Below are 24,314 nucleotides of genomic sequence, written 5' to 3' on the forward strand. Positions count from 1 at the left end.
GGCCGCCTTGCGCTCAGGCCGGCAAGGGCGGCGCCTCACGGCGCCGTTGCCCCTGCCGCCCGCCGAACCCGTGGCCGTGGCCGTGCACCGGCCCCGGCGGCTCGGCGGACGGCAGGCGGACGACGGCGTCCAAGCCGCCCGTCGCCGCCTCCCGCAGCGTCACCTCACCCCCGCTGGCGTGGGCGAGCCGCTGGACGAGGGAGAGGCCCAGCCCGGTGCCGCCCTTGGGTGCGCCGGGGGCGCGCCAGAAGCGGTCGAACGCGCGGGCGCGCTGCTCGGGCGTCATACCCGGGCCCTCGTCGGTGACGTGCAGGTCGACCCAGCTGGGCCGGGCGTCGCGCAGTGCCCGGCGGGCGGGGACGAGGAGCCGTAGCTCCATGGTGACCGTGCTGTACGCGGGGGAGGCGCGCAGGGCGTTGGAGAGGAGGTTGTCGAGGATCTGCTCCACCGCTCCGGGCACGGCCGTCACCGGCCCCACCACACCGGCGAAGAGGACCAGGGAAACCCCCTCGCGTTCGAACAACGGCCCCCACGTACGGTGCCGTTCCGCGCAGATCGCCCCCAGGTCGACCGGGGCCGGGATGGCCGCCGACTCCTCCAGGCGGGCCATCGCCAGCAGCCCCTCGACCATCCGGGCCAGCCGGTCGGTCTCGGTGACGGCCGCGTCGAGGCTCGGCCGGGCGCGCCGGGCGATGTCCGGTTCCAGGTTCTCCAGCCGTAGCCGCAGGGCCGCCAGCGGGGTCTTCAGCTGGTGCGAGGCCTCACCGGCGAACGCCCGCTGGGAGGCCAGCAGATGTTCGAGGCGGGCCGCGGTCGTGTTGAAGGCCGCCGCGAGGCTCCGCACCTCCGGTGGGCCGGAGGTGACCACGACACTGGTCGCCGTGCCGCCCTCGGCCAACCGGTGGGTGGCCTCCTCCAACTGCCGGATGGGGCGCCCGGTCCAGCGCGCGAACGCGAACGCGACCGCGGCGACGCCGGTGAGCACGGCGAGTCCGGCCAGCGCCAACAGCAGCCAGACCGCGAACACACGGGCGTGCACCATCGTGGTCGGCAACGTGATGCGCACGGCACCCTGCGCGGACGCGCCCGACTCCGGACGGGTGTCCGAGGCCGGACGGGTGTGCGCGGCGGGACGGGTGTCCGAGGCCGGACGGGTGTGCGCGGCGGGACGGGTGTCCGAGGCGGGGCGGGTGTGCGCGGCGGGACGGGTGTCCGAGGCCGGACGGGTGTGCGCGGCGGGGCGGGTGTCCGAGGCGGGGCGGGTGTGCGCGGCGGGGCGGGTGTCCGAGGCCGGACGGGTGTGCGCGGCGGGGCGGGTGTCCGAGGCGGGGCGGGAGCCGGCTGTCGTGCCCGTGCCCGTGCGCGTGCGCGTGCCTGAGACGGTGTAGGTGACCGGAGCCGTGTTCGCGCCGGAGCCGGGATCCGAGCCCGTGTCGGTGCCCGAGTCGGGATCCGTGCCCGCGTCGGGATCCGAGCCCGAGTCGGTGTCCGTGCCCGCTGTCGCGTGGCCCACCGGGGCCGCCACGGACAGGTAGTGGACCCCGCCGGTCGACGTCGTGCGTACGTCCGTGGTGGCGCGGCCCCGGAGCGCGGCGGAGATCTCGGGGAGGGAGGAGAGGGACTGCTTCTCCTCGGCGGACAGGGAGTGGGAGGAGGCGAGGAGTTCACCGTCCGCGTCGACGATGACGACCCTCCCGCCGATGCGCTCGGCGCAGTGTCTGGCCCGTTCGGCGAGTTCGTCAGGCCGACGGGCGGCGAGCGACAGCGCGGTGAACGCGGCCACCGACTCGGCTTCGTCGTTGGCCGAGTTGACGATCCGCTCGCGCTCGGCCCGGGAGTAGACGAAGCCCAGCGGGATCTCCAGGCCGAGCAGGACGAGGGCGGCGAGGCTCAGGTAACTCAACAGCAGGCGTCGGGTCATGAGGCCCTGGCCTCGGGCGTCCGATGCCTCCCCGACCCCGACGCCGCTCCCGACGTGGACGCCGCCCTCGACTCCGGCCCGCGCCCACCGCCGTGTGCCTGCCCCGGCCCCGGGGTGCGTACGGCGAGCCGGAAGCCGACGCCGCGCAGGGTCTGGATCCACGCCGGGTCGCCCAACTTGCGCCGCAGGGTGGCGACATGGACGTCCAGCGTCTTGGTCGGGCCCTGATAGTGGTCGTCCCAGACACGGTTGAGGATCTGCTGCCGGGAGTAGACCGCGCCGGGGTCCTCGGTGAGCAGCGCCAGCAGTTCGAACTCCTTCGGCGTCAGCGCGACCGGGACCTCGCCGACCCACACCTGCCGGGTCCGCCGGTCCACGACGAGTGGACCGGGGGGTGGGGCCGTACCGTCGTCGGCGGCCTCGGTCCGGGAGGGGTCCCGGGGTGGGAGCGGGGCCTGCTCGTACATGGGGGGCTCGTACATGGGGGGCTCGTAGACGGGGGGCTCGTAGGGCGGGGGTTCGTGGACCGGGCTGCCGTGCGGCGGCGTGCCGTAGGCGGGGGCGCCGTACGCCGGGCCGGCCGAGGCGGAGGCGCCGGGCGCAGGGCTTTTGAAGGCGGGCGCGCCGGGCGCCGGGGTGGCGTACGCGGGTGTGCCGTGCGCCGGCGTTTCGTTCGGGGCGGCCGCCCAGTCGTACTCCGCGCCGGCCGAGCGCCCCACGCCGTCGGCCCCGAAGCGCGCTGAGCCCTCGCCCTCGCCCCCTGCCCGATGGCGGTCCGCGGTCCCGACGCCACCGACGGCGGCGAAGTCGCTCCCGGCCCCGAAACGGCTCCCGGGCCGGTCCCGGCCCCCGAATCCGTCCCCGGTCGCCGACTCCCGCCGCGCCGGGGACTCCGGCGCGGAGTCCCATGCGGACGCCGCCCACGACCCGTACGCCGCACCGCCGGCCACGGCTTCGAACTCGGCCGCGGACCCAGCGGCCGTTCCCGCCCCGCCCCTGGCCCCGTCCCCGGCCGAGGTCCCGACGCCCGACTCGGCCAGCACCACCCCGGCCACCACCCCGCCCGTGCCGCCGGCCATGAACCCGTCCGCGACTGCGCCCATGTCGCCACCCGTTCCCCCGTTGCCCGGGCGCTGGTGGCGGCGGGAGACCGCACGTATCCGGGCGACCAGTTCACGGATGCTGAATGGTTTCGCCAGGTAGTCGTCGGCGCCGAGTTCGAGGCCCAGCACACGGTCGGCCTCCTCGCCGCGCGCGCTGAGGATGATGATGGGGACGTCGGAGGTCCGGCGGATCCCGCGGCAGACGTCGATGCCGTCCATGTCGGGCAGGCCCAGGTCCAGCAGGACCACATCGCCGTGCGGGCCTCTCAACCCGTCCGCGCCGTTCGCCACGTGGTGGACCGTCAGGCCGAAGTGCCGCAGCCCGTCGGCGAGCGGTTCGGCGATCGTCTCGTCGTCCTCGATGAGCAGCACTCGTACGCCCATGGCCGCCTGTCTCTCCAGAAAGTCGGGACAACACGAGAGCCGTGCTGTGGGGCGCCACGCTACAAGAGAACGAACAGATGTGTGCAGGGAATCCGGAGCATTGTGAAATGACCCTCAGAAACCGCTTGTATTCGGTCGCCCGACCTGCGGTGAAGGAGCTGCTGGCCGAAATATGTGGAGAATCTGGCGGCGCTTTAGTGTTCTCTTAACCTTCCTCTGTTCATCGCCCCTCTACGGTCGTAAGAGCTGGTCAGAGCCATTGCAGGGAGGCATGATGAAGGCGTTGCTGGATCGCGCCCGCTCGTTCAAGCGGCGGGTCGACTTCGAGAGCGACGAATACCGGAAGCTCGCCGTCGGACAATTCCCCGAGGCGCTGTTCATTACCTGCTCGGACTCGCGGGTGATTCCCGCCCTGATCACCGGGGCGCGGCCCGGCGAGATATTCGAGCTGCGAAACGCGGGCAACATCGTGCCGCCGCACGACGCGTACGGGGCCGCCTCCGGCGAGGCCGCCACCATCGAGTACGCGCTGGAGGTGCTCGGCGTTCAGGACATCGTGGTGTGTGGTCATTCCCACTGCGGTGCGATGGGCGCGCTGAAGTACGGCGCCGACCTGTCCGGCCTGCCCCGGGTGGACGCCTGGCTCGACTACGCCAGGCCCGCGCTCGAACCGGTCCTGGGGGCCGCCGCGGGCCCGAGCGGCACCGGCGGGAACGACGGCGGCAGGGACGGTTCCGGCAGCAACGGTTCCGGCAGCGATGGCTCCGGCAGGGACAGCGCCTCGTCCGAGGATCCCGCCCTGCGCGAGGTCGTGCAGCTCAACATCCGCAACCAGCTCGCCGTCCTGCGGGAGTACCCGGTCGCCCGACAGCAACTCGACGCCGGACGGCTCCGGTTGCACGGCTGGTACTACGAGATCGACACCGGCCAGGTCCACGAGCTGGACGCGGACGGCGGCTTCCAGGTGCACGGCTCATGAGCGGCGCGCACGGCGGCCGGCACGCGGCGGGCGGCGGCGCCCGCCGGTCCCACCGCACCGCCCGGAGCGGCGGGCCGGCGTCCCCGGCCCACATACCCGGCCCGCCCCCCTACGCCCCGGACTTCGCGCCGTACTCGGCCCCGGACCCCGCCGCGTACTCCGCTCCGGACTTCGCCCACGGCCACGGTGATCCTCCGGAGTGGCCCCCCGCCGAGCCCTTGGGCCGGGACCATCCGCCCCCGGGGGCAGGGGCAGGGGCCGCCACCGAGGACCCCGGCCCCGGCCCCGGCCCCGGCCCCGGCGCCAAGGGGCCGCGCCCCGGTGGCTCCGCCGGTCGTATCGACTTCGCCACCGAGATCACCGCGTCCCTCGTCGTCTTCCTGGTCGCGCTGCCGCTCTGCATCGGTGTGGCTGTGGCCTCCGGCGTGCCGGCCGAACTGGGCATCATCTCCGGCGTGATCGGCGGTCTGGTGGTCGGCGCGGTGCGGGGCAGCACCCTCCAGGTCAGCGGCCCGGCGGCCGGGCTCGCGGCGCTCGTCGCGGAGACGGTCATGGAGTTCGGCGTCGCGATGCTCGGCGTGATCGTCCTCTTCTCCGGCATCCTCCAGATCGTGCTGGGCCTCGTGAAACTGGGCCGGATGTTCCAGGCGATCTCCCTGGCCGTGGTGCAGGGCATGCTCGCCGGCATCGGACTGCCGCTGATGTTCAGCCAGCTCTACCCGATGTCCGACTCCAAGGCGCCGGGCACCCCCTTGGAGAACATGGCGGGCGTCCCCGGACTCGTCGCCGACACCGTGACGGACCCGCAGGCGCTGATCGCGGCCGGACTCGGGATCGTCACGATCGTGCTGAGCTTCCTGTGGAAGCAGGTACCGGGGCCGGCGAAGAAGATCCCGGCCGCGCTCGTGGCCGTCGGGATCGGCATCGCGGTGGCCTCGTTGCCGGGCGTCGAGGTGAAGACGCTCCAGGTCGGCGATCTGCTGGCGTCCGTGGACGTGCCCGGGCCGGATCAGCTGGCCGGGCTCGCCGACGTCGGGATCATCACGGCGATCCTCACCTTCACCGTGATCGCGTCGGCGGAGAGCCTGTTCACCGCCGCCGCCGTGGACCGGATGCACAACGGTCCGCGCACCCGCTACAACACCGAACTCATCGCCCAGGGCGCGGGCAACACCGTCGCCGGAGTCCTCGGCGCGCTGCCCATCACGGCGGTCGTCGCGCGCAGTTCGGCGAACGTGCAGGCCGGTGCCAAGACCCGCCTCTCCCGCACGCTGCACGGCCTGTGGCTGCTCGCCTTCGCGCTGCTGCTGCCGCAGGTGCTGGCGCTGATCCCGATCTCGGTGCTCGCGGGTGTCCTCGTGCACAGCGGGTGGAAGCTGTTCGCGCCGGACCAGTTCCCGAAGATGTGGCGGCAGGACCGGGGCGAGTTCGCGGTCATGACGCTGACGACGCTGGTCATCACGGTGACCGCGCTGCTCGAAGGGGTGCTGTTCGGGCTGGCCGCGGGTGTGGTGCTGGCCGCGCTGCGGATGTCGCAGACCGTCGTACGACAGCACATCGAGGACGACACGGCGAAGGTCGTGATGGCGGGCAACGCGACGTTCCTGCGGCTGCCCAAGCTGATCGACGCGCTGGAGGGCGCGGCCGCCGCCGGCAAGCCGCGCATCCGGCTGGACCTGCTCGGGGTGACCCACCTCGACCATGCCTGCCGCAGCCAGGTCGAGGAGTTCGTGGCGCAGCAGCGGGGGGCCGGGCTGCGGGTGGAACTGCTGATGCCGGACCTCACGAAATTGCCGGCGGCAGCCGAGCCGAGGGCCGTGGAGGAGGAGCCGGGGTTCACGGAGGCGCCGGAGCCGGTGTCGACGGAGGTGTGGGACTACGCGACGGTCGGTACGGCGGCGGTGGGGGGTACGGGGCCGATGCCGACCGGGGCCGGGCCGGGGCCCGACGCCGAGTGGTTCTATCTGGACACCCAGCCGATGCCGGGGGCGCCGGAGGCCCGGCCGCCGTTGTTGCGCCGGGGGCGCGACTGGGGGGAGTGACCGGGGGGTCGTGGGCGGGTGCGGGCCGGTGGGCCGTGATCGCGCAGTTCCCCGCGCCCCTGAAAGACCAGGCCCCTGCGGGCCTGGAAGACCACTGCCCCGCGGACCTGAAAAGCGCGGGGCGCAGCCCCGGCTTTTCAGGGGCGCGGGGAACTGCGCGAGAAGCCCCACGCACCCGCAGCCGACACCCCTCCCGGCACCCCTCCCGACACACCCCCACCCGGTCTACGCTGGAGAACACCCCAGGAACCCCCCGGGAGGGCGGCGGTCATGACCGACTGGAACGTGCGCGACATCCCCGACCAGCACGGCCGCTCCGTCGTCGTCACCGGGGCCAACAGCGGTATCGGCTACGCCGCCGCCAGGGAACTGGCCCGCCGCGGCGCCCATGTCGTCCTCGCCTGCCGCAGCGCGGAGCGGGGCGCCGCGGCGCTGGAGCGGATGAGTGCCGAAGTGCCGCACGGCAGCGTCGAGTTGATGCGGCTCGACCTCGGGGACCTGCGCTCCGTACGGGAGTTCGCGGACGCCTACGCGCAGGCGAGCGACCGGCTGGACCTGCTCGTCAACAACGCGGGTGTGATGGCCGTGGCGCGGAGCCGGACGGCCGACGGCTTCGAGACGCAGTTCGGGATCAACCACCTCGGCCACTTCGCCCTCACCGGTCTGCTCCTGCCGGCCCTCCTGGCCACCCCCGGCGCCCGCGTCGTGACCGTCTCCAGCCTGATGCACCTGCGGGCGAACATCGACATCGACGACCTCGACAGCGAGCACCCGTACGGGCGTTGGCTCGCCTACGGCCGTTCCAAGACCGCCAATCTGCTCTTCACCCACGAGCTGGCCCGGCGCCTGGCGGCGAACGGCTCGGACGTCGTCGCCGCGGCCGCGCACCCCGGCTACGCGTCGACCAACCTCCAGACGGCCGGGCCCAGCGCCGAGGGCCGCAAGGGCGTCGAACGCTTCATGCGGGTCGGCAACCGCATCTTCGCCCAGTCCGCCGAGGGCGGCGCCCTGCCCACCCTCTACGCGGCGACCGCCCCCGACGTACGCCCCGACTCCTTCATCGGCCCGTCCTTCGCGATGTGGCGCGGCACCCCCGCACCCTCCCTCCGAGCCCCCTGGACCCGCGACGACCGCGCGAGCGAACGCCTCTGGGCCGCCTCGGCGCACCTCACCGGCGTCACGTACGACGAACTGAAGGCCTGACGCCACGGCCGAGGCACGAGAACGCGCGCGGCGCGCGGACGTCCGTACCCTCGTACGGTCGTCCGCGCGCCACGCGCGACGGGTGGGTGGGCGGCGACGGGCTACGCGGCCCGCACCTCGTATGCCGTGATGCGTACCGTCTCGTCGTCCAGGCACTGCCCGGTCTCCAGGTCGAAGCGCTGCTTCAGGAGCGGGGAGGCGACGAAGGGGCGGCCCTGGTGGTTGCCGGTGAGGCCCCGGGAGAGGACGGCGGCGCCGCCGAAGGGGTCCCGGTTGTCGATGGCGTACAGCTTGCCCGCGCGGTCCATGAAGAGCGCGGCCTGGCTGCCGTCGGGGAGCAGGGCGGCCACACCGCGGCCCGGCATCAGCAGGGCCAGGTCGCAGACCGTGAACCAGCCGTCCGCCAGCCGCAGCTGGACCTTGACGTCGATCTTCTCGGGGGCGAGGGTCATCGCTGGGCGCTTCCTTCCAGGACATCGGCGGGCCGCAGGCCGATGGACAGCAGGGGCAGGTCGGGCTTGATCTGGTCGCGCTCGGGGACGAAGCCGACGACCGGGTCCGGGGTGTCGGGGGCGTTGACGAAGGACACGAACCGGGCGAGCTTCTCGGGGTCGTTGATGGTGGAGGCCCACTCGTCGGCGTAGTGCGAGACGTGGTCCGTCATCAGGGACTCCAGCTCCTCGCAGATGCCGAGGGAGTCCTCCACGACCACGTCACGGACGTGGTCGAGGCCGCCGGGGATCCGCTCCAGCCACGTCGAGGTGCGCTCCAGGCGGTCCGCGGTGCGGATGTAGAACATCAGGAACCGGTCGATCAGCTTGATCAGTTCGGCGTCGGAGAGGTCCTGGGCCAGCAGGTCCGCGTGGCGCGGGGTGGCGCCGCCGTTGCCGCCGACGTACAGGTTCCAGCCGTTGGAGGTGGCGATGACACCGAAGTCCTTCGACTGGGCCTCGGCGCACTCGCGGGCGCAGCCCGAGACCGCCGACTTCAGCTTGTGCGGGGACCTCAGGCCCCGGTAGCGCAGCTCCAGGTCGATCGCCATGCGGACCGAGTCCTGGACGCCGTAGCGGCACCAGGTCTGGCCGACGCAGGACTTCACCGTACGCAGCGACTTGCCGTAGGCGTGGCCCGACTCGAAGCCGGCGTCGACCAACCGGGTCCAGATGAGCGGCAGTTGCTCGACCCGGGCGCCGAACATGTCGATCCGCTGACCGCCCGTGATCTTGGTGTAGAGACCGAAGTCGCGGGCGATCTCGCCGATCACGATCAGGCCCTCGGGGGTGATCTCACCGCCGGGGATGCGCGGGACGACCGAGTACGAGCCGTTCTTCTGCAGGTTGGCCAGGAAGTGGTCGTTGGTCTCCTGGAGCGCCGCCTGCTCGCCGTCGAGGACGTAGCCGCTCGCGCCGATCGTCGGGGCGAGGGAGGCGATGATCGAGGCGACCGCCGGCTTGCAGATGTCGCAGCCGTCGCCACCCTTGGCCTCGTCGCGACCGTACCGGTCCAGCAGGTCCTGGTAGGTGTTGATGCGCAGGGCGAGGACGATCTCGTACAGCTCCTCGCGGGTCTGCGAGAAGCAGCCGCACAGGCCCTTGTCGACGACGATGCCGCCGGCCTCCAGCTCGGCCGTGACCAGCTGGCCCAGCACCTTCACACAGCTGCCGCAGCCCGTGCCGGCCTTGGTGCACTTCTTGACCTCGGGCACCGTGGTGCACTGGTGGTCGGTGACCGCGCCGCGGATCGCGCCCTTGGACACGTTGTGGCAGGAGCAGATGATCGCGTCGTCCGGCAGCGCCGTCGGGCCGAGCTGGGCGCCGCCGCCGGAACCCGCCGGGAGCACCAGCGACTCGGGGGAGACCGGCGGGACGGACCCGGTGAACGCCTTCAGCGTGCCGTACGCGTCCGCGTCGCCGACCAGGATGCCGCCGAGCAGCTCGCCGCCCCGGCCGATGACCAGCTTCTTGTAGACGCCCGAGCGGGAGTCGGAGTACACGACGTCCAGGCAGTCGGCGGTCGCGCCGTGCGCGTCACCGAAGGAGGCGACGTCGACGCCGAGCAGCTTCAGCTTCGTCGACATGTCCGCGCCCGTGAACGCGGCCTCGTCGGCGGCGATCGTCGCGGCGACCGTCTCGGCCTGCTCGTAACCGGGGGCCACCAGGCCGTACACCCGGCCGTCGGAGGCCAGCGCGCACTCGCCGATCGCGAACACGTGCGGGTCGGAGACGGTCCGGCACTGCTCGTCGACGCTGATGCCGCCGCGCTCGCCGACCGTCAGGCCGCAGTCGCGGGCGAGCTGGTCGCGGGGGCGGACGCCGGCGGAGAACACGACCATGTCGGTGGCGAGTTCGGAGCCGTCGGAGAGCTTCATGCCGGTGACCGCGCCGGACTCGTCGACGACGATCTCCTGCGTGCCCACCCCGGTGTGGACCGACAGGCCCATGTCCTCGATGGTGCGCAGCAGCGCGGCGCCGCCACCGTCGTCCACCTGCACCGGCATCAGCCGGGGCGCGAACTCCACGATGTGGGAGGTGAGTCCGAGACCCTTCAGCGCGCCCGCCGCCTCCAGACCGAGCAGACCGCCGCCGACCACGGCACCGACCTCGGCCGTCTTCGCGTACTCCTCGATCGCGAGCAGGTCCTCGATCGTGCGGTAGACGAAGCAGCCGGCCGCGTCCTTGTTGGGGACCGGCGGCACGAAGGGGAACGAGCCGGTGGCGAGGACGAGGATGTCGTACTCGAAGACCTGCCCGGAGCGCGCGGTGACCTTCTTCGCCTCACGGTCGATCGTCTCGGCCGGGTCGCCGACGAGCAGTTCGATCCCGTGCGTCTCGATGAACTCCATGTCGGTCATGGAGAGGTCCTCGGGGCTCTTGCCCGCGAAGTACGAGGTGAGCGCCACCCGGTCGTACGCCGGGCGCGGCTCCTCGCAGAGCACGACCACGCGGTGCGTGGCGGTCAGGCCGCGCTCGGCGAGCGCTTCGAGGAAGCGCTGGCCGACCATGCCGTGGCCGACGAGCACGATCGTGGGGGTGGCCCCCAGGGTGGCGGACATTCAGGAGCCTCCATCGTTGGTGAGCAGGTGGAGCAGGGGAGCGCCGTCTCCGGGGAGCGGCTCCGCTCCCTCCCAGGCGCGGGCGAGCGCGCCGACGGTGCCGAGTTCGCCGACGAGCACCCCGCCGACCAGGCGGTCGTCGCGGACGACGACCTTGCGGTAGGTGCCGCGCGTGGCATCGGCCAGCTGGATGACGTCGTCACCGGGCAGCGGCTCGGGCTCGCCGAACGCGGCGAGGTCGAGGAAGTCCGCTCCGGCGAGCGTCAGCCGGGTCAGGGCGCGGGTGCCGGTGTACCGGGAGCCGGTGTTCCCCGCGAGCAACTCGGCCAGCACATCGGCCTGTTCGAGCGCCGGGGTGGCGAGCCCGTACACCGTGCCCTCGAACTGGGCGCAGTCGCCGATGGCGTGGATGCGCGGGTCGGAGCTGCGCAGCTCCTCGTCGACGATGACGCCCTTGTGCACCGCGAGCCCCGCCTCCTGGGCGAGACCCACCCGGGGGTGGACGCCGCAGGCGATGACCACGAGGTCCGCGTCCAGGGCGTATCCGTCGGCCATCGACACCGACCGCACGGTCCCGCCGATGCTGCGCACCGCGCGTACGCGCGTCTCGGTGTGCACCTCGACGCCGAGGTCGGTGAGATGCCGACGGACCAACTTCGAGGCGGATGGGTCGAGTTGACGTTCCATCAGGCGTTCGCCCTGCTGGGCGAGGACGACCTGGGCGCCGCGCAGGGCGAGTGCGCGGGAGGCGGAGACCCCGAGGAGTCCGCCGCCGATGACGACGGCCCGCGAGCCCGGCCGTACGGCCTTGGACAGCCGCATGCAGTCGTCCATGGTCCGGAAGGCGTGCACCCCGTCGGGGAACTCGTGCCGCTCCGGGTCCCAGAGGCCGCGCAGCGGCGGCAGCACCGGGTTCGAGCCGGTCGCGAGGACCAGCCTGTCGTACGCGATCTCCGTACCGTCCGCGAGATGTACGGCTCGCATCTCGCGGTCGATCCGGACCACCCGGCCGCGCGTCAGCTCGGCGGGGGCGGGCAACGCGATGACCTCGGGCGCGTACCGCCCGGCCAGCACCTCGGCGAGCAGCACCCGGTTGTACGGTGAGTGCTCCTCCTCGCCCACCAGCGTGGCGGGCATGCCGAGCTCTCCCAGCCGCCGGGCGAGACGTACACCCGCTAGGCCGGAGCCGATCACCACCACACGCTCATTCGAGGTCATGTCCTTGAGCGTGCGGTGCCGGTGTTACCCGACCGCATCGCATCTGTTTCCCACGAGGAACGCTGCCCTCCCTGCGGCCCCGAGGGGAGTGTGAGGGGTTTCCACAGAGGCCGGGTGGGGTGTGAGGACGCCCGGGATCACCGCGCTGACCTGGTGATACGAGGGTCATGCGGGCGTATACGGGAGGACGGGCCGGCGCACGGGCGGGGGAGCGTGCCCCGGGGCGCGGTGCCGTAGGTCACGTCGGCGGGGCTGCCGTGCGCGCTAGCGGGCCGTCGGCGGCTGCGCGGTCGGCCCGTTCGTGGCCGGTGGCGACGCGGCCGCTCGGCTGCCGGTGAGGTGGGCGAAGGCGACCACGTTCCCCTGGTAGCCGGTCGTCCGCGAGTATCCGCCGCCGCAGGTGATGACCCGCAGCTCGGGCCCCGGCGCGGCCCCGTACACCTTCTCGTCGGGGAAGTTCCGCGCGTCGTACACCTCCACCGCGTCCACCGTGAACACGGCGGTCCCGCCGTCCCGCCGGTCCACCTCGATGGTGGCGCCCCGCCGCAGCGCGCCGAGGCGGTAGAAGACGGCGGCACCGTCGGCGTTGTCCACATGCCCGGCCACGATCGCGGTGCCACGCTCGCCCGGGGCCGTGCCGGCCTCGTACCAGCCCGCGAGGTTCTCCTTCTCGGCGGGCGGGACGTCGAGGCTGCCGGTGGGCGTGAGACCGAGCCCCATGAGCGGCGCGTCGACGCGGAGGGAGGGGATGCGGATCCGCACGGGCGGGGAGGGCGCCAGCGCGACGGCCACCGGACCGCCGTCCGCCCGGTCGCTCCCCGTGTCCGAGGTCGCCGAGGCGCCGCCCGGCCGGCTGTGGGCCTGCGCGGCCGACGGCTGCGGCGGAGCGTGCGACGCGGTGCCGTCGTGCAGCAACCACGCGCCCGTACAGAGGGCCACCACGGTGACCCCGGCTATGACGGCGTCGGCGAGCCCACGCACCAGAAACCTCCTCGACCCCCTGGGCCCCCTCAACCCCTGGACCTCCTCGACCTCTTCATGCTCTTCATGGGCCGGCGGGCGCCCGAGGACGCGCCGCGGGCCGGGTCCCCGTGTTCCTCCCCTCCGGGCCGAGGGGCGTCGGGCCCGGAGGGGAGGAGGGGACGGCGGTACCGGCGGACGGACGGCGGAGGGTGTCCGTCAGATCCCGTCGCCTCTCGCCCGGCGATGCAGGAGCCAGGTACCGCCCGCGGCGGCGACGGCCAGGGCCGCCACACCCGCCGCGGTCTGCACGGGGTCGGGGCCGAGTGCGCCGCCGACCCCCGTCTTCACACTGCCTCTCGGATACGTCGGCTGCCCGGTCAGGGTGCCGTTGAGCGAGACCACCAGGTCGCCGGTGATCCGACCGTCCCCGTCCGTGCAGGCCGCGACGATCTCGTACGTCCCCGGCTGCGCGCTCGGCGGCACCTCGAACCGCCCGCCGAGCCGCTGCCCGGCGACGGGGGTGAGCGAGAAGGAGCCGGCGCCGACCGCGCTGGCGTCCCCCGTCGCGGTTCCGCCCGCACCACAGGCCGCCGTACGGACGGTGACCTCGTCGCCGGGGACGACGGTGGCGGGGGACAGTTCCAGCAGCTCGGTGCCCGCACCGCCGTACGCGGGGGCGGTGGCGAGGGCCGCGAAGGCGAGGGCGAGCGCGGTCGTGGCCAGCGGCCGGGCGGTACGTCGCATCGTGCTGCCTCCTCCGAGAGTCCTCCGTTCCCTTCCGAGGTAAGTGGCTCTCCGGCCCGCGCGCTTGCTGAGGGGGCGTCAGAAATGAGGTGAACGGGTGTCAGGGAGCGTGCGGGAGAAGCCGGAATGCCGGGCGTTTGAGCAGGTCATGGGGGTGGGCGCGAGCATCGCGGAGAAAGGGGGAGCGCCGGGGGCCGGCGGGGGTGTGAACGGGTGACCGGGGGCGCGAAGCGGTCCTACGCGCCGGCGGGCGGACACTGCCGGACACGCCTCGACCTCAGGCGCGAGGGCGGCGGAGCGGGGCGGGCCAGGGGCCGGAGTGGGGTCCGAGCGGGGGTGTGCGCCGGGGGTGCGAACGGGGGGCGGGCCAGGGGCCGGAGTGGGGCCCGAGCGGGGGTGTGCGCCGGGGGTGCAGCCCGGGGCGCAGGCCCAGGGGCCCGAGCGGGCTGCCCGCCGGCGGAAGCGAACGGGGGGTGCGAACGGGGGGACGTGTGGGGGTGTGCGCCGGGGGTGCGAACGGGGGGCGGGCCCAGGGGCCCGAGCGGACTGCCCGCCGGGGGATGCGAACGGGGGGTGCGAACGGGGCGCGGGCCAGGGGCCCGAGCGGACTGCCCGCCGGGGGATGCGAACGGGGGGTGCGAACGGGGCGCGGGCCAGGGGTCGGAGCGGGGTCCGAGCGGGGGTGTGCGCCGGGGGTGCGAACGGGGGGCGGGCCAGGGGCCCGAGCGGACTGCCCGCCGGCGGAAGCGCATGGGGGGACGTATGGAGGTGCGTATGGGGGTCGAAGGGGCGCAGCCCCTGGGGGATGGGACGGGTAGGGGCGGCGGGGGCGAGGAAACCCCACACCCGCACCGCCCCCTCGACATCAACAACCGCCTCCGGCCCCCTCCCCCGGCTGCTCCGGGCCCGCCTCGACGGGCGGCACAGGTGCCTCCTCGGCAGGGGGCTCGACGGCGGGCGGGGCCTCCTCGGTGGGCGGTTCCGCGACCGGCGGTGCTTCCTCGGCGGGCGGCTCGACGACGGGGGGAGCTTCCTCGGCAGGGGGTTCCGCGACCGGCGGTGCTTCCTCGGTGGGTGGCTCGACGACGGGCGGTGCCTCCTCCACCGGCGGCTCCTCGACGGGCGGTGCCTCCTCGGTGGGCGGCTCGACGACGGGGGGAGCTTCCTCGGCAGGGGGTTCCGCGACCGGCGGTGCCTCCTCGGCGGGCGGCTCGACGACGGGCGGTGCCTCCCCGGCGGGCGGCTCGACGACGGGCGGCGCCTCCTCCACCGGCGGCTCGGCGGGTGGCGCTTCCTCGACAGGCGGCTCGACCACGTGCGGCGCCTCCTCCACCGGCGGCACCTCCTCCACCGGCGGCTCCTCCACAGGCGGTGCTTCCACCACCGGCGGCTCCACCCCAGACCCAGTCGGCTCCTCACCCCCCGGTCCCACACGTCCCGGCGAGTCAGGCGCACCCACTCCCAGCTCGCCCCCCTGCTCCCCGCCCCCGGCCCCGCCCGCGCCCTCCGCACGCGGGGAGACCACCACGTCCGTGACCGCCCCCCGGTGCTCGACGACATCGGGAGACAGGACCTCGGGCCGATGCGGCGCGGGCGCCTGTGCGACCGGCATCCGCTGTGCCGGACCCACCCCGGAGTCGAGGGGACCGAGGACGATGCCGGCCACGACGGCGGCGGCAGCCGCGGCCGCCCCGACCGCCGCCACGGTGGGCACCTTCACCCCACCCGCACGGCCACCCGCCACCTGCCGCACGGCGTGCAGCGACTGGCCACCCCCGTGCCCACCCGCGGAACCGACGACCGCGGCCGTACCGGCGGAGCCCCCCGTGAGGGCCATCAGCAGCTTGCCCCCGCCCCCGCCCACGACGAACACCAGCAGAGCCGGACCGACGAACGCGGGCAGCCGGTCGTTCGTGCGCATCAGCTCGGCCAGTCGCGCCCGGCAGTCGTCGCACGCGTCCACATGGCTGAGCAGTTGCTCGGACTGCCGAGCGGTCGCGGCACCGCGCACGTACGCCGGCATACGCCCCCAACGCACCTGGCACGCCGGATCGATCGGCGCCCCCGGCTGCTCGCGCAGAAACGCCTGGCGCATCCCCTCGCGCGCCCGGTGCAGCAGTACCGCCGTCGCGCCCTGCTTCGCGCCGATGCGCTGCCCGACGGCCTCCAGCGGCTGCCCCTCCGCCTCGGCCAGCCACAGCGCCTGGACCCACCGCTGGGGCAGCTGCCCCAGCACCCGCACCAACAGATCGACGGAGGAGACCTGTTCGGCGGGGTCGGTGGCGTCGGCCACCCGCACATCGACCTCGACCCGCTCGGGTGCCGTCGGATCGAGCGGCGTCTCCCGCGCGGCGGTGGAGCCCGCCGCCGTCGCGAGGTGCCGCACCGTCGTCATCAGGTAGGCGGGCACGTTGTCGATCTCGTGCCCTCCGGAGAGCCGCCGCCACACACGGAAGTGGGCCTCGGCGACGAGGTCTTCGGCGGTCCAGGAGTTCCGCGTGAGGGAACGCGCGTACGCGACGAGGCGCGGATGCTGTTCCTCGTAGATCCGGGTGTACGCGGTGGTCGCGGACCCGGACAGGCCGTCGGTCATGGCGGGAACGCTCTCCAGTCGCGTGCTGCTTGAGGGGCAGGACGATTTTGTATGTGGAGATGACAAAAATCTCAAGTAATTACGCAAAGTGACATTCATCACAGCGGGTGACTTCGAAAGCGGCGTAATACATGGGGGCTTGGCGCGGTCGACAGGGTGTGTCGCCCGAAGAAGCATCAGACGAACGCATGAACCCACAGCATCCGAGCATCCGAAAAGCCCGAGCCACGTGAAGAAGTCGAAGCGCCCGATCCGCCTGATCCGCCTGACGTGCCTGAACCCTCTGAAGCACCTGAAGCACCTGAAGCACCTGAAGCACCTGAACCACCTGACGCGCCCGCATCGCCCGAACCGCCCGACACGCCCGAACTGGAGACCGCCCATGCCCGCCGCCCGGCCCACCCGCCCGACGCCTCCCGCCCTCGAACAGAGCGCCCGCGCCCGCCTGATCACCCCCGACTACGACGAGATCCCGGTCCGCACCACCCTGCGCTACACCCCCGACGACCCCTTCGCCGTCCACATCGACTTCCCGTCCGGCGCCTCCGCCGACGACGCGAACGTCACGTGGGCGTTCGCCCGCACCCTCCTCGCGGAGGGCCTGACCGCCCCGGCCGGGATCGGCGACGTACACCTGTGGCCCTGCGGCCCGGCGCACACCGTCGTGGAGCTCCACTCGCCGCACGGCATGGCCATGATCCGCTTCGACACGCCCTCGCTCCGCCGCTTCCTGCACCGCTCGTACGCCGTCGTCGCGCTCGGCGGCGAGGACCTGGGATCGGCGCTCGACGACGGCCTCACCTCTCTCCTGGGTGGGGTCTGAGACGTCGGCCCGGAGCGCCCGCTATGTTCGATCCGATCGTGCGGACGTTCGGAGTGGGCATGCGGAAGACAGAGAGACCGGCCGACGGGCCCGGACCAGGGGCAAGACCGTGAGCGGGGCCGCGAACAGGACCTCGACCGGCACCACGGCCGGAGCGGCCTTCGTCGACGCGGTGAACGCCGACGGGGTGAACACCGACGCGGTGAACGATGACGCCGTGCGTGATGACGCCGTGCGTGATGACGCCGTGCGTGATGACGCGGTGGGCGACGACGCCGACGACGCGGGCCCCCTCGACCGGCCCGGCGGCCCCACCTGGCCCCGGCACTGGCCCCTGCTGCTCCTCGGCGCGGCCGTCGTCCCCGGTGTCGTGCTCTTCGTGGTGGGGCGGTGGATGGAGGAGCCGGCGCTTCAGGCGTGGCGGACGGTCTGTCTCTCCATCACCGTGCAGGCGCTGCCGTTCCTGCTGCTCGGGACGGCCCTGTCGGGTGCCATCAACGCCTTCGTCCCGGCGCGGGTGTTCACCCGGGTGCTGCCGAGGAGACCGGCGCTCGCGGTCCCGGTCGCCGGTGCCGCCGGGGTGGTCCTGCCGGGCTGCGAGTGCGCCTCGGTACCGGTCGCGCAGAGCCTGATCCGCCGGGGGGTCGACCCGGCCGCCGCCTTCGCGTTCCTGCTCTCCGCCCCCGCCATCAACCCGGTCGTCCTGACCGCCACGGCCATCGCCTTCCCCGGCAGCCCCGCGATGGTGCTGGCCCGGCTGCTGGCCTCCCTCGTCACCGCCGCCGCGATGGGCTGGCTGTGGCTCTGGCTGGGGCGCGCGGAGTGGCTGAAGCCGGTCGCGCGGCAGACGGGACACCGGCCCGGGCAGAGCCGCTGGAACGAGTTCCGGACCGGCTTCCAGCACGACTTCCTGCACGCGGGCGGCTTCCTCGTCGTCGGCGCGATGGCCGCGGCCACCTTCAACGTCCTCGTCCCGCGTACCGTGCTCGACACCTTCGCCGACTCGCCCTGGCTGTCGGTGCTGTTCCTCGCCGCGCTCGCCATCCTCCTCTCGGTGTGCTCCGAGGCGGACGCCTTCGTCGCCGCCTCCCTCACCGGGTTCTCCCCCACCGCGCGGCTGACCTTCATGGTGGTCGGCCCCATGGTGGACCTGAAGCTGATCGCCCTGCAGACAGGCACCTTCGGCCGGGCCTTCGCGGTCCGCTTCTCGGCCGCGACGGTCGTCGTGGCGATCCTGTGCAGCGGCCTGATCGGAGCCGTACTCCTGTGAAACGACCCCTTCAGGCGCTCCTGCTCCTCCTCAGCGGCCTCGGACTCCTGCACGCCACCGTCGTCACCGACGACTACACGCGATACGTCAAGGAGGGCATGCACCCCCTCCTCGTGGCCTCGGGCGCGCTGCTGCTCGTCCTGGGCGCGGCGGAGTCCTGGTCGCTGTGGAAGGACGGCAGGAACGAAGGGAAGGCCGCCACCGCGACCGAGACAGCGAGCCACGCCCCCGGCCACGACGACGCCCCCGACGGCCGAGACGCCCACGCCCACGGCCACGACCACGGCCATGACCACTCCACCCCGCCCCGGGTCGCCTGGCTCCTGCTCCTCCCCGCGCTGAGCCTGCTCTTCTACGCCCCGCCGGCCATCGGCGCGTACACCGCGTCCCGGGAGGCACCGAAGGCGGTGGCGGTCACGGACCAGGACGACTTCGACCCCCTGCCGAAGACCTCACCGCTCCCGATCACCCTCACCGACTTCACCGCCCGGGTGCAGCAGGACCGCGACCGGGCCATCGACGGCCGCGTCGTCGAGATGACCGGCTTCGTCACCCCCGACAAGGGCGGGTCCGGCAAGGGCGACGGAAACCCCGGCTGGTACCTGACCCGCGCCATCTTCAGCTGCTGCGCCGCCGACGCCCAGTTCGTGAAGGTACGTGTGCACGGCACCCCGCCCCCGCCCGCCGACACCTGGGTCGCCCTCACCGGCGTCTGGCACCCCTCCGGCACCCTCGGCACGAGTTCCGCCGAGGCCGCCGTCGACGCCCGCACCGTCAAGAAGGTCCCCCGCCCGCCCAACGCGTACGCCGACGCCCTCCCTGTCACCGGCTGACGCCCGCCCACCCGTCAGGCCACCGCCACCGCACCCCACGCCGCCGCCACCGCGGCGCGCTCCGCGCTGTCCGGCCCGTACAGGTCCCGCGCCGCGTTCAGGGTCGCCGTGCGCGCCCCGGCGTAGTTCGTGGACGAGGTCATGTAGACGGTCAGCGCCCGGTACCAGATCGCGCCCAGTTTGTCCTTGCCGATGCCGGTCACCGTCGAGCCGTCGCAGGTGGTGCCGGAGTGCGTGACGCCGCCGATGGTCCTGGTGCCGCTGCCCTCCGCGAGGAGATACGCGAAGTGGTTCGCGACGCCCGAGGAGTAGTGGACGTCCAGGTTCCCCACCGTCGGACTCCAGCAGTCCGCCGAGGAACCGTCCCTGCTGGGCCGGTCCATGAAGCGGAGCGCCGGCTTCCCGAAGCCCGGGCGGACGATCTTCTCGCCGACGAGCCAGTCCCCGGGGTCGGAGGCGTTGTCCGCGGAGAACTCGACGAGCGTGCCGAAGATGTCCGAGGTGGCCTCGTTGAGCCCGCCCGGCTCGCCCGAGTAGGTCAGGTCGGCCGTCGCGGAGGTGACACCGTGGGTCATCTCGTGGCCGGCGACGTCCAGCGAGACGAGCGGACCGAGCTGGTTCCCGTCACCGTCGCCGTACGTCATGCAGAAGCAACTGTCGTCCCAGAAGGCGTTGTTGTAGCCGTTGCCGTAGTGGACCCGGTTGTACGAGCCCCGGCCGTCGCCGGCGATGCCGTTCCGGCCGTGGACCTTCTTGTAGTAGTCCCAGGTGGTGTCGGTGCCGTACTGCGCGTCGACGGCCGCCGTGGCGCGGTCCGCGGTCGTGCCCGTGCCCCAGTGGTTGTCGGCGTCGGTGAGGAGCGTCGCGGGGGCGCGCCGGACGCAGATGCCGAGGACGCACAGGTCGGTCTGGTTCGCGGCGTCGCCGGTGTACGTGCCGCCGCGGGTGGGGTCCTTGAGCTGGTACGTCGACCCGGAGACGGTCGTCTCCAGCGGCACCGTGCCGCCGTAGAGCGACTTGCCGTCGCCCGCGGCGCTCTCCAGCGCGTCCCAGGCGTCGATCTGTCCGCCCGTCGTGGCGTCCGTGAGGACCGTGCGGGCGACCGGGTTGCCGGCCTCGTCCCGGGCGAGCGCGTGCGTCCGCCAGGCCAGCCGGGGGGCGCCGTGCAGGGCGTCGACGACCAGCCCGGGCTTCGACGTCAGCCCGCGCAGCGTCTCGCCGACGTTCGCGGCGCGCAGCGCGGCGGCGGCGATGTCGGCGGCCCGCGGCGCCTTGACGACGGGGGTGACGCCGGGGACGTCGAGGGCGCGCGTCGTCGCCCTGTCGGCGCTCCGGAACTCGCCGCCGGGGGCGAGATGGACGACGAAGTCGCCGCCGAGCACCGGGAGTCCGCGGTAGGTCCGGTCGTAGCGGACGTGCTGCGCGCCGTCCGCGTCCACGATCACGTCCCGTACGGTGGTCTTCTGGGCGGAGGTGAGCCCCAGGCTCGCCGCGCGCTCCCGCAGGACGTCGGCGGCGTGGGCGATCGCGGTGCTCCGAGCGGGTCTGTCGGCGGCCCCCGCGGTGGGGGTGAGCGTCGCCGCCAGCAGCGCGGCGGCCGCGACGGCGGTGCCGGTGGTGGCGGGGTGCGGACGTCGGAGGTGCCGTATCCGGCTCATCTGTCTCCCAGGGACGAGGGGCGACGGTGGTCGTGGGGCCGACCACGGATCCCGTCAGATTTAAGTGGGCATGACAGGGTGCGGTCCAGGGCGTCGGCAGGGGGATGTGTGAGGGGTGAGAATCGTTTCTGCAAAGAGTCCCCACCCCCCCTGGAGAGGAGAGACGACAGCGGTGCTCCCCTTCTTCGTCTACGGCACCCTCCGCCCCGGCGAGCCCAACCACGACCTCTTCCTGCGCGGCCGCACCGTCGCGGAGCGACCGGCCCGGATGCGCGCCATGGCGCTCTACGACGGCCCCGGCTACCCGTACGCGGTGGAGAGCCTCGGCGACAGCGCAGGCGAGAGGGCCGGCGACGGGGCCGGGCAGGTGCGCGGGGGAGCGGGCGAGGTGAGCGGCGAGATCGTCACCGCCGCCCCCGAGGAGTACGCCGAACTCCTGCGCACCCTCGACCAGTTGGAGGAGTACGCCCCGGGAGACCCGGCGAACCTCTACGAACGGGTGGAACGCCCCGCCGTCCTCGCCGACGGCACGGTCGTCCGGGCCTGGGTCTACGTCGCCGCCCCGACCGTCGCGGCCAGACTGCGGGCCAGGGGGAAGCTGATCGAGAGCGGGGACTGGCGTCTACGCGGTTGAGGTCCGCTGCTCGGGGGAGTGCCGGTGGTCCGGCGAAGACCGTCGGCCGGACGCGCCCCGGTGGTCGTCCGGGGCCCCGCCCGCCGGGGTCAGCCTCAGCAGGACGACCGACGGGGCGTCCGGCAGGCTCACCCGTAGCTCGGAGCCGTTCCACCGCGCCGTGGCCGTCGTCGCCCTCGGGTGCAGGATCTCCACCCGTACGTCCCCCGAACCCGACCTGGGCGGTGTGAAGGACCGTTCCGCGTCACCGCCCCGGCGCCAGAGGGTCACATACACCGGGCCCGTGCCCGCCCCCGGCTGTCTCAGCCCCAGCGCGATCCAGTCGTCCGACCAGCCCGGCAGACCCAGGGGCCAGCAGGGCACGGCGGTGCGCAGGTCGCCCCGGATCGACTTGTACGTGTCCAAGGCGTCTTGCACCAGGCCGAGTTGACGTTCCGTCATACGATCCAGGTGGCCGGACAGATGGACGCGCCCGAGGAGCGCGGAACCGAGGGTGAAGGCGATCTCCTCGTCCGTGCAGGACGGTTGCGGGTAGGCCCACACGGCGCCCTGCTCCGGTGGCACGGCGGTGGGGGCGGCCGCGGCGATCGGCGGACAGCGCAGGGGATCCTGCTGGTCGGAGGTGGACTGGAGCTGGGCCACCGCGAGCGAGGCACCGTCCATCCGCATGCCGCCCGAGGCGCAGTTCTCCACGACCAGACCGGGGTGGCGGTCCAGGATCGAGGACAGCCAGGAGAGCCAGGCCCGGGAGTGGGCGAGGTGGGCCGGTGCCGAGGTGGTGATGTTGTAGTCGAGTTTGAGGTAGCCGACCCCCCACTCGCCGACCAGGCGGTCCACCGTCCGGTCCAGCTGGGCCCGGGCCGCAGGATGGGTCAGATCCAGCTGGTGGCGGCCCTGTTCGGTCACCCGGGTGCCGTCCTCGTGGCGGAGGAAGGCCTCGGCGGGCAGCTCGGCGGCGAGCGGACTGCGGACCCCGACCACCTCGGGCTCCAGCCACAGCCCCGGCACCATCCCGCGCTCCCGGATCCGGTCGAGCACGACCCGGATGCCACCCTCACCGGGGAACCGCCGGACCGACGGCAGCCAGGCCCCCACACTGTCCCACCAGCCCCCGAGCGAGCCACCGCCCTCCTGCCCGTCGCCCGGTGCCCCCTCACCGCCCGCACCGCTGTCGTCGTACCACCCGGCGTCCACGCAGAAGTACTCCGCGCCCACCTCCGCCGCCGCGTCGATCAGCGGGAGCAGTTTCTCGGTGGTGGGGTCGCCCATCAGGGTGTTCATGTAGTCGTTGTAGATCACCGGGAGCCGGGTGTGGTCCGGGTGCGGGCGGCGTACGACCCGGCGGTAGGCGGTCAGCGCGGCCAGGGCCCCCTCGAAGCCGTCGCCGACGGCGAGAGCGGCCCACTCCGTGGTGCACTCGGCTCCTGGCTCGAGGACTTGGCGCCACTGGTGCTCGTCGTGGGTCGGTCCGCCGAGCGCCAGACACGTCCGGCCCGCCGACTCGCCGGCCTCCCAGACCCAGCTGGACGCCGACTCGATCTGCCACAACCAGCCGCGGCCGTCGGCGCGGTGCTGGAGCCCGCCCATCGCGAGGTGCCCGTCGGTGGGCCAACTGCCGCGCCCGGCGAGGCGGGCCGCCGCGTGCCCGGCGCCGCCGTGCAGCTCATGACCGACGTCGGGCACCGAGTCCCGCAGCGGCTCGGTGTACCAACGGCACTCCGCGAGCCAGTCGTTGCGCGCCCGCAGGACGGACAGCTCGTCGGGGGAGGGGAGCCCGCCGAGGAGCAGACTGCCGACGGAGCGCACGGTGACCGACTCGGAGCCGTCGTTGCGCAGCCGGACCCGGGAGCGCAGCACGGGGATGCCGTCCGGGGAGGCGTACTCGACGAAGGCGGTCGACCCGGTCGCCGGATCGTGGAGTTCGAAGGTCAGCCGATGCCACCGAACGCGGTCACCGGAGTCGTACGTGGAGTGGTGGGCGCGGTACTTCAGACGGGAGCCGATCGCCGTGCCGGTGAAGCGGGGTCTCGCCCAGCCGGTGCCGTCACCGAGCAGGACCAGGTCGACCAGGGGCAGGGCGGGGCCGGTCCCGGGCTCCTCGGGGCCGGGCTCGGGGTCGCCGGGGCGACGCACGCACAGCAGCCGGGGCGTGTCTCCGCGCAGGTCGAAGTCGGCGGTCAGCGCGGAGTGCCCCCAACGGTAGGAGAGGCTCCACGGGAACGAGTCGGTCCACTGGTGACGGTCGTGCTGCGGCATGCGATCCCCCCGGGTCGACCACACAGGATCTTCGTATCCAAGAGTATGAATGTTCAAGCAGGTGGGGTAACGATGCTGATCACGACAGCGGCACCTGAGCCGCGAGCACGAGGAGCCCCCCATGCACGGAACCACCTCGAACGCGACAGCCCTGAACGAGACATCCCTGAACGAGACATCCCTGAACGAGGCCGTCCTGAAGCACGCCCGCCCCGAAGTCGACGCCTGGCTCGCCGAGTTCGTGGCCCGCAACGGCGGCTTCGCCGGCTCCGTCCACCTCGCCGAACCTGCCGGGGAGGGCGAGATCGTCCTCGTCGCCTCGTACAACCTGCCGGTCTCGGTGCGCAACGGCACCGCCGTGATACCGATCGGCAAGGGCATGGCGGGGACGGCCGCGCAGCGCCGTGAGCCCGTCGCCGTCTCCGACTTTCAGACCGACACGACCGGCGTCGCCGTCCGCGCGGGCCGCGCCGCCGGTGCCATGGGCTCCCTCACCATCCCCGTCTTCGACCCGGCGGACGACACCCTCGTCGCCGTCGTCGGGATCGGCTTCGCGGAACGCCGGGACTTCACCCCCGAGGAGACGGCGAAGTACGCCGAGGACGCGGCCACGGTGCGCATGATCCTCTGAGCCGCGG

General features: G+C 73.4%; 17 protein-coding genes and 2 pseudogenes. 8 read left to right on the top strand and 11 right to left on the bottom strand.

Going from position 1 to position 24,314, the window contains the following annotated elements; all coding sequences use genetic code 11:
* Positions 1-13: 13 nt before the first annotated feature.
* The 3 genes and pseudogenes from ACZ52C_RS00355 to ACZ52C_RS00365 all read right to left on the bottom strand — a co-directional run.
* Positions 14-1,921, bottom strand: coding sequence for a sensor histidine kinase (locus ACZ52C_RS00355; protein WP_469072679.1), 1,908 nt, complete (start codon positions 1,919-1,921; stop codon positions 14-16).
* Positions 1,918-2,313 (bottom strand): annotated as a pseudogene (locus ACZ52C_RS00360) (winged helix-turn-helix domain-containing protein); the annotation flags it as partial. The pseudogene ACZ52C_RS00360 and the gene ACZ52C_RS00355, both read right to left, overlap by 4 nt.
* Positions 2,314-3,048: 735 nt before the next feature.
* Positions 3,049-3,408, bottom strand: a pseudogene (locus ACZ52C_RS00365) (response regulator transcription factor); the annotation flags it as partial.
* A 274-nt stretch (positions 3,409-3,682) separates the two neighbouring features.
* On the opposite strand from ACZ52C_RS00365, the gene ACZ52C_RS00370 reads away from it, so the two are divergent.
* The 3 genes from ACZ52C_RS00370 (at position 3,683) to ACZ52C_RS00380 (ending at position 7,632) form a co-directional block, all read left to right on the top strand.
* Positions 3,683-4,387, top strand: coding sequence for a carbonic anhydrase (locus tag ACZ52C_RS00370; RefSeq protein ID WP_469073391.1), 705 nt, complete (start codon positions 3,683-3,685; stop codon positions 4,385-4,387).
* Positions 4,384-6,429: a SulP family inorganic anion transporter gene (locus ACZ52C_RS00375; protein ID WP_469072680.1), complete on the top strand. Its 2,046-nt coding sequence runs from the start codon at positions 4,384-4,386 to the stop codon at positions 6,427-6,429. Before ACZ52C_RS00370 ends, ACZ52C_RS00375 begins: the two co-directional genes overlap by 4 nt.
* 270 nt (positions 6,430-6,699) lie before the next feature.
* The gene (locus ACZ52C_RS00380; protein WP_469072681.1) at positions 6,700-7,632 is read left to right on the top strand and encodes an oxidoreductase; all 933 of its coding nucleotides are present in this window, start codon (positions 6,700-6,702) and stop codon (positions 7,630-7,632) included.
* A 101-nt stretch (positions 7,633-7,733) separates the two neighbouring features.
* On the opposite strand, the gene nirD is transcribed toward ACZ52C_RS00380, so the two are convergent.
* The 6 genes from nirD to ACZ52C_RS00410 form a co-directional block, all read right to left on the bottom strand.
* Positions 7,734-8,084 (bottom strand): nitrite reductase small subunit NirD, encoded by a 351-nt coding sequence (gene nirD, locus ACZ52C_RS00385; RefSeq protein WP_469072682.1) that lies wholly within the window; start codon positions 8,082-8,084, stop codon positions 7,734-7,736.
* A complete protein-coding gene (nirB, locus tag ACZ52C_RS00390; RefSeq protein ID WP_469072683.1) occupies positions 8,081-10,684 on the bottom strand; it encodes a nitrite reductase large subunit NirB in 2,604 nt (867 codons plus the stop codon). The genes nirD and nirB overlap by 4 nt, the downstream gene beginning before the upstream one ends.
* The gene (locus ACZ52C_RS00395; protein ID WP_469072684.1) at positions 10,685-11,902 is read right to left on the bottom strand and encodes an NAD(P)/FAD-dependent oxidoreductase; all 1,218 of its coding nucleotides are present in this window, start codon (positions 11,900-11,902) and stop codon (positions 10,685-10,687) included.
* Positions 11,903-12,166: 264 nt separating this feature from the next.
* The gene (locus ACZ52C_RS00400; protein ID WP_469072685.1) at positions 12,167-12,883 is read right to left on the bottom strand and encodes a class F sortase; all 717 of its coding nucleotides are present in this window, start codon (positions 12,881-12,883) and stop codon (positions 12,167-12,169) included.
* Between the two features lie 198 nt (positions 12,884-13,081).
* Positions 13,082-13,609, bottom strand: coding sequence for a hypothetical protein (locus tag ACZ52C_RS00405; RefSeq protein ID WP_469072686.1), 528 nt, complete (start codon positions 13,607-13,609; stop codon positions 13,082-13,084).
* Between the two features lie 865 nt (positions 13,610-14,474).
* Positions 14,475-16,202, bottom strand: a complete 1,728-nt coding sequence (locus ACZ52C_RS00410) for a sigma-70 family RNA polymerase sigma factor (RefSeq protein WP_469072687.1) — start codon at positions 16,200-16,202, stop codon at positions 14,475-14,477.
* Between the two features lie 382 nt (positions 16,203-16,584).
* On the opposite strand from ACZ52C_RS00410, the gene ACZ52C_RS00415 reads away from it, so the two are divergent.
* The 3 genes from ACZ52C_RS00415 (at position 16,585) to ACZ52C_RS00425 (ending at position 19,128) form a co-directional block, all read left to right on the top strand.
* Complete coding sequence (locus ACZ52C_RS00415; protein WP_469072688.1) at positions 16,585-17,025, top strand: SsgA family sporulation/cell division regulator; 441 nt, start codon at positions 16,585-16,587, stop codon at positions 17,023-17,025.
* 262 nt (positions 17,026-17,287) lie between these two features.
* A complete protein-coding gene (locus ACZ52C_RS00420; RefSeq protein ID WP_469073392.1) occupies positions 17,288-18,295 on the top strand; it encodes a permease in 1,008 nt (335 codons plus the stop codon).
* On the top strand, positions 18,292-19,128 hold the full coding sequence (locus tag ACZ52C_RS00425) for a TIGR03943 family putative permease subunit (protein ID WP_469072689.1): 837 nt from the start codon (positions 18,292-18,294) through the stop codon (positions 19,126-19,128). Before ACZ52C_RS00420 ends, ACZ52C_RS00425 begins: the two co-directional genes overlap by 4 nt.
* 14 nt (positions 19,129-19,142) lie before the next feature.
* Here the strand turns inward: ACZ52C_RS00425 and ACZ52C_RS00430 are convergent, their stop codons facing one another.
* A complete protein-coding gene (locus tag ACZ52C_RS00430; RefSeq protein ID WP_469072690.1) occupies positions 19,143-20,786 on the bottom strand; it encodes a M4 family metallopeptidase in 1,644 nt (547 codons plus the stop codon).
* A gap of 172 nt (positions 20,787-20,958) precedes the next feature.
* Here ACZ52C_RS00430 and ACZ52C_RS00435 point away from each other — a divergent pair, with 172 nt between their 5' ends.
* A complete protein-coding gene (locus ACZ52C_RS00435; protein ID WP_469072691.1) occupies positions 20,959-21,420 on the top strand; it encodes a gamma-glutamylcyclotransferase family protein in 462 nt (153 codons plus the stop codon).
* On the opposite strand, the gene ACZ52C_RS00440 is transcribed toward ACZ52C_RS00435, so the two are convergent.
* Entirely contained in the window at positions 21,409-23,676 is a 2,268-nt protein-coding gene (locus ACZ52C_RS00440; RefSeq protein WP_469072692.1) for a glycoside hydrolase family 36 protein, read from the bottom strand. The two genes, ACZ52C_RS00435 and ACZ52C_RS00440, sit on opposite strands and share 12 nt — an antisense overlap.
* Before the next feature lie 121 nt (positions 23,677-23,797).
* Here ACZ52C_RS00440 and ACZ52C_RS00445 point away from each other — a divergent pair, with 121 nt between their 5' ends.
* Positions 23,798-24,307 (top strand): GAF domain-containing protein, encoded by a 510-nt coding sequence (locus ACZ52C_RS00445; protein WP_469072693.1) that lies wholly within the window; start codon positions 23,798-23,800, stop codon positions 24,305-24,307.
* Positions 24,308-24,314: the final 7 nt, after the last annotated feature.

It is taken from the genome of Streptomyces sp. NPDC034049 (assembly GCF_055575575.1).

Coding starts and splice junctions, on each gene's coding strand:
- ACZ52C_RS00355 (WP_469072679.1), bottom strand. CDS start 1,921: ATGACCCGACGCCTGCTGTTGAGTTACCTGAGCCTCGCCGCCCTCGTC.
- ACZ52C_RS00370 (WP_469073391.1), top strand. CDS start 3,683: ATGAAGGCGTTGCTGGATCGCGCCCGCTCGTTCAAGCGGCGGGTCGAC.
- ACZ52C_RS00375 (WP_469072680.1), top strand. CDS start 4,384: ATGAGCGGCGCGCACGGCGGCCGGCACGCGGCGGGCGGCGGCGCCCGC.
- ACZ52C_RS00380 (WP_469072681.1), top strand. CDS start 6,700: ATGACCGACTGGAACGTGCGCGACATCCCCGACCAGCACGGCCGCTCC.
- nirD (WP_469072682.1), bottom strand. CDS start 8,084: ATGACCCTCGCCCCCGAGAAGATCGACGTCAAGGTCCAGCTGCGGCTG.
- nirB (WP_469072683.1), bottom strand. CDS start 10,684: ATGTCCGCCACCCTGGGGGCCACCCCCACGATCGTGCTCGTCGGCCAC.
- ACZ52C_RS00395 (WP_469072684.1), bottom strand. CDS start 11,902: ATGACCTCGAATGAGCGTGTGGTGGTGATCGGCTCCGGCCTAGCGGGT.
- ACZ52C_RS00405 (WP_469072686.1), bottom strand. CDS start 13,609: ATGCGACGTACCGCCCGGCCGCTGGCCACGACCGCGCTCGCCCTCGCC.
- ACZ52C_RS00410 (WP_469072687.1), bottom strand. CDS start 16,202: ATGACCGACGGCCTGTCCGGGTCCGCGACCACCGCGTACACCCGGATC.
- ACZ52C_RS00415 (WP_469072688.1), top strand. CDS start 16,585: ATGCCCGCCGCCCGGCCCACCCGCCCGACGCCTCCCGCCCTCGAACAG.
- ACZ52C_RS00430 (WP_469072690.1), bottom strand. CDS start 20,786: ATGAGCCGGATACGGCACCTCCGACGTCCGCACCCCGCCACCACCGGC.
- ACZ52C_RS00440 (WP_469072692.1), bottom strand. CDS start 23,676: ATGCCGCAGCACGACCGTCACCAGTGGACCGACTCGTTCCCGTGGAGC.
- ACZ52C_RS00445 (WP_469072693.1), top strand. CDS start 23,798: ATGCACGGAACCACCTCGAACGCGACAGCCCTGAACGAGACATCCCTG.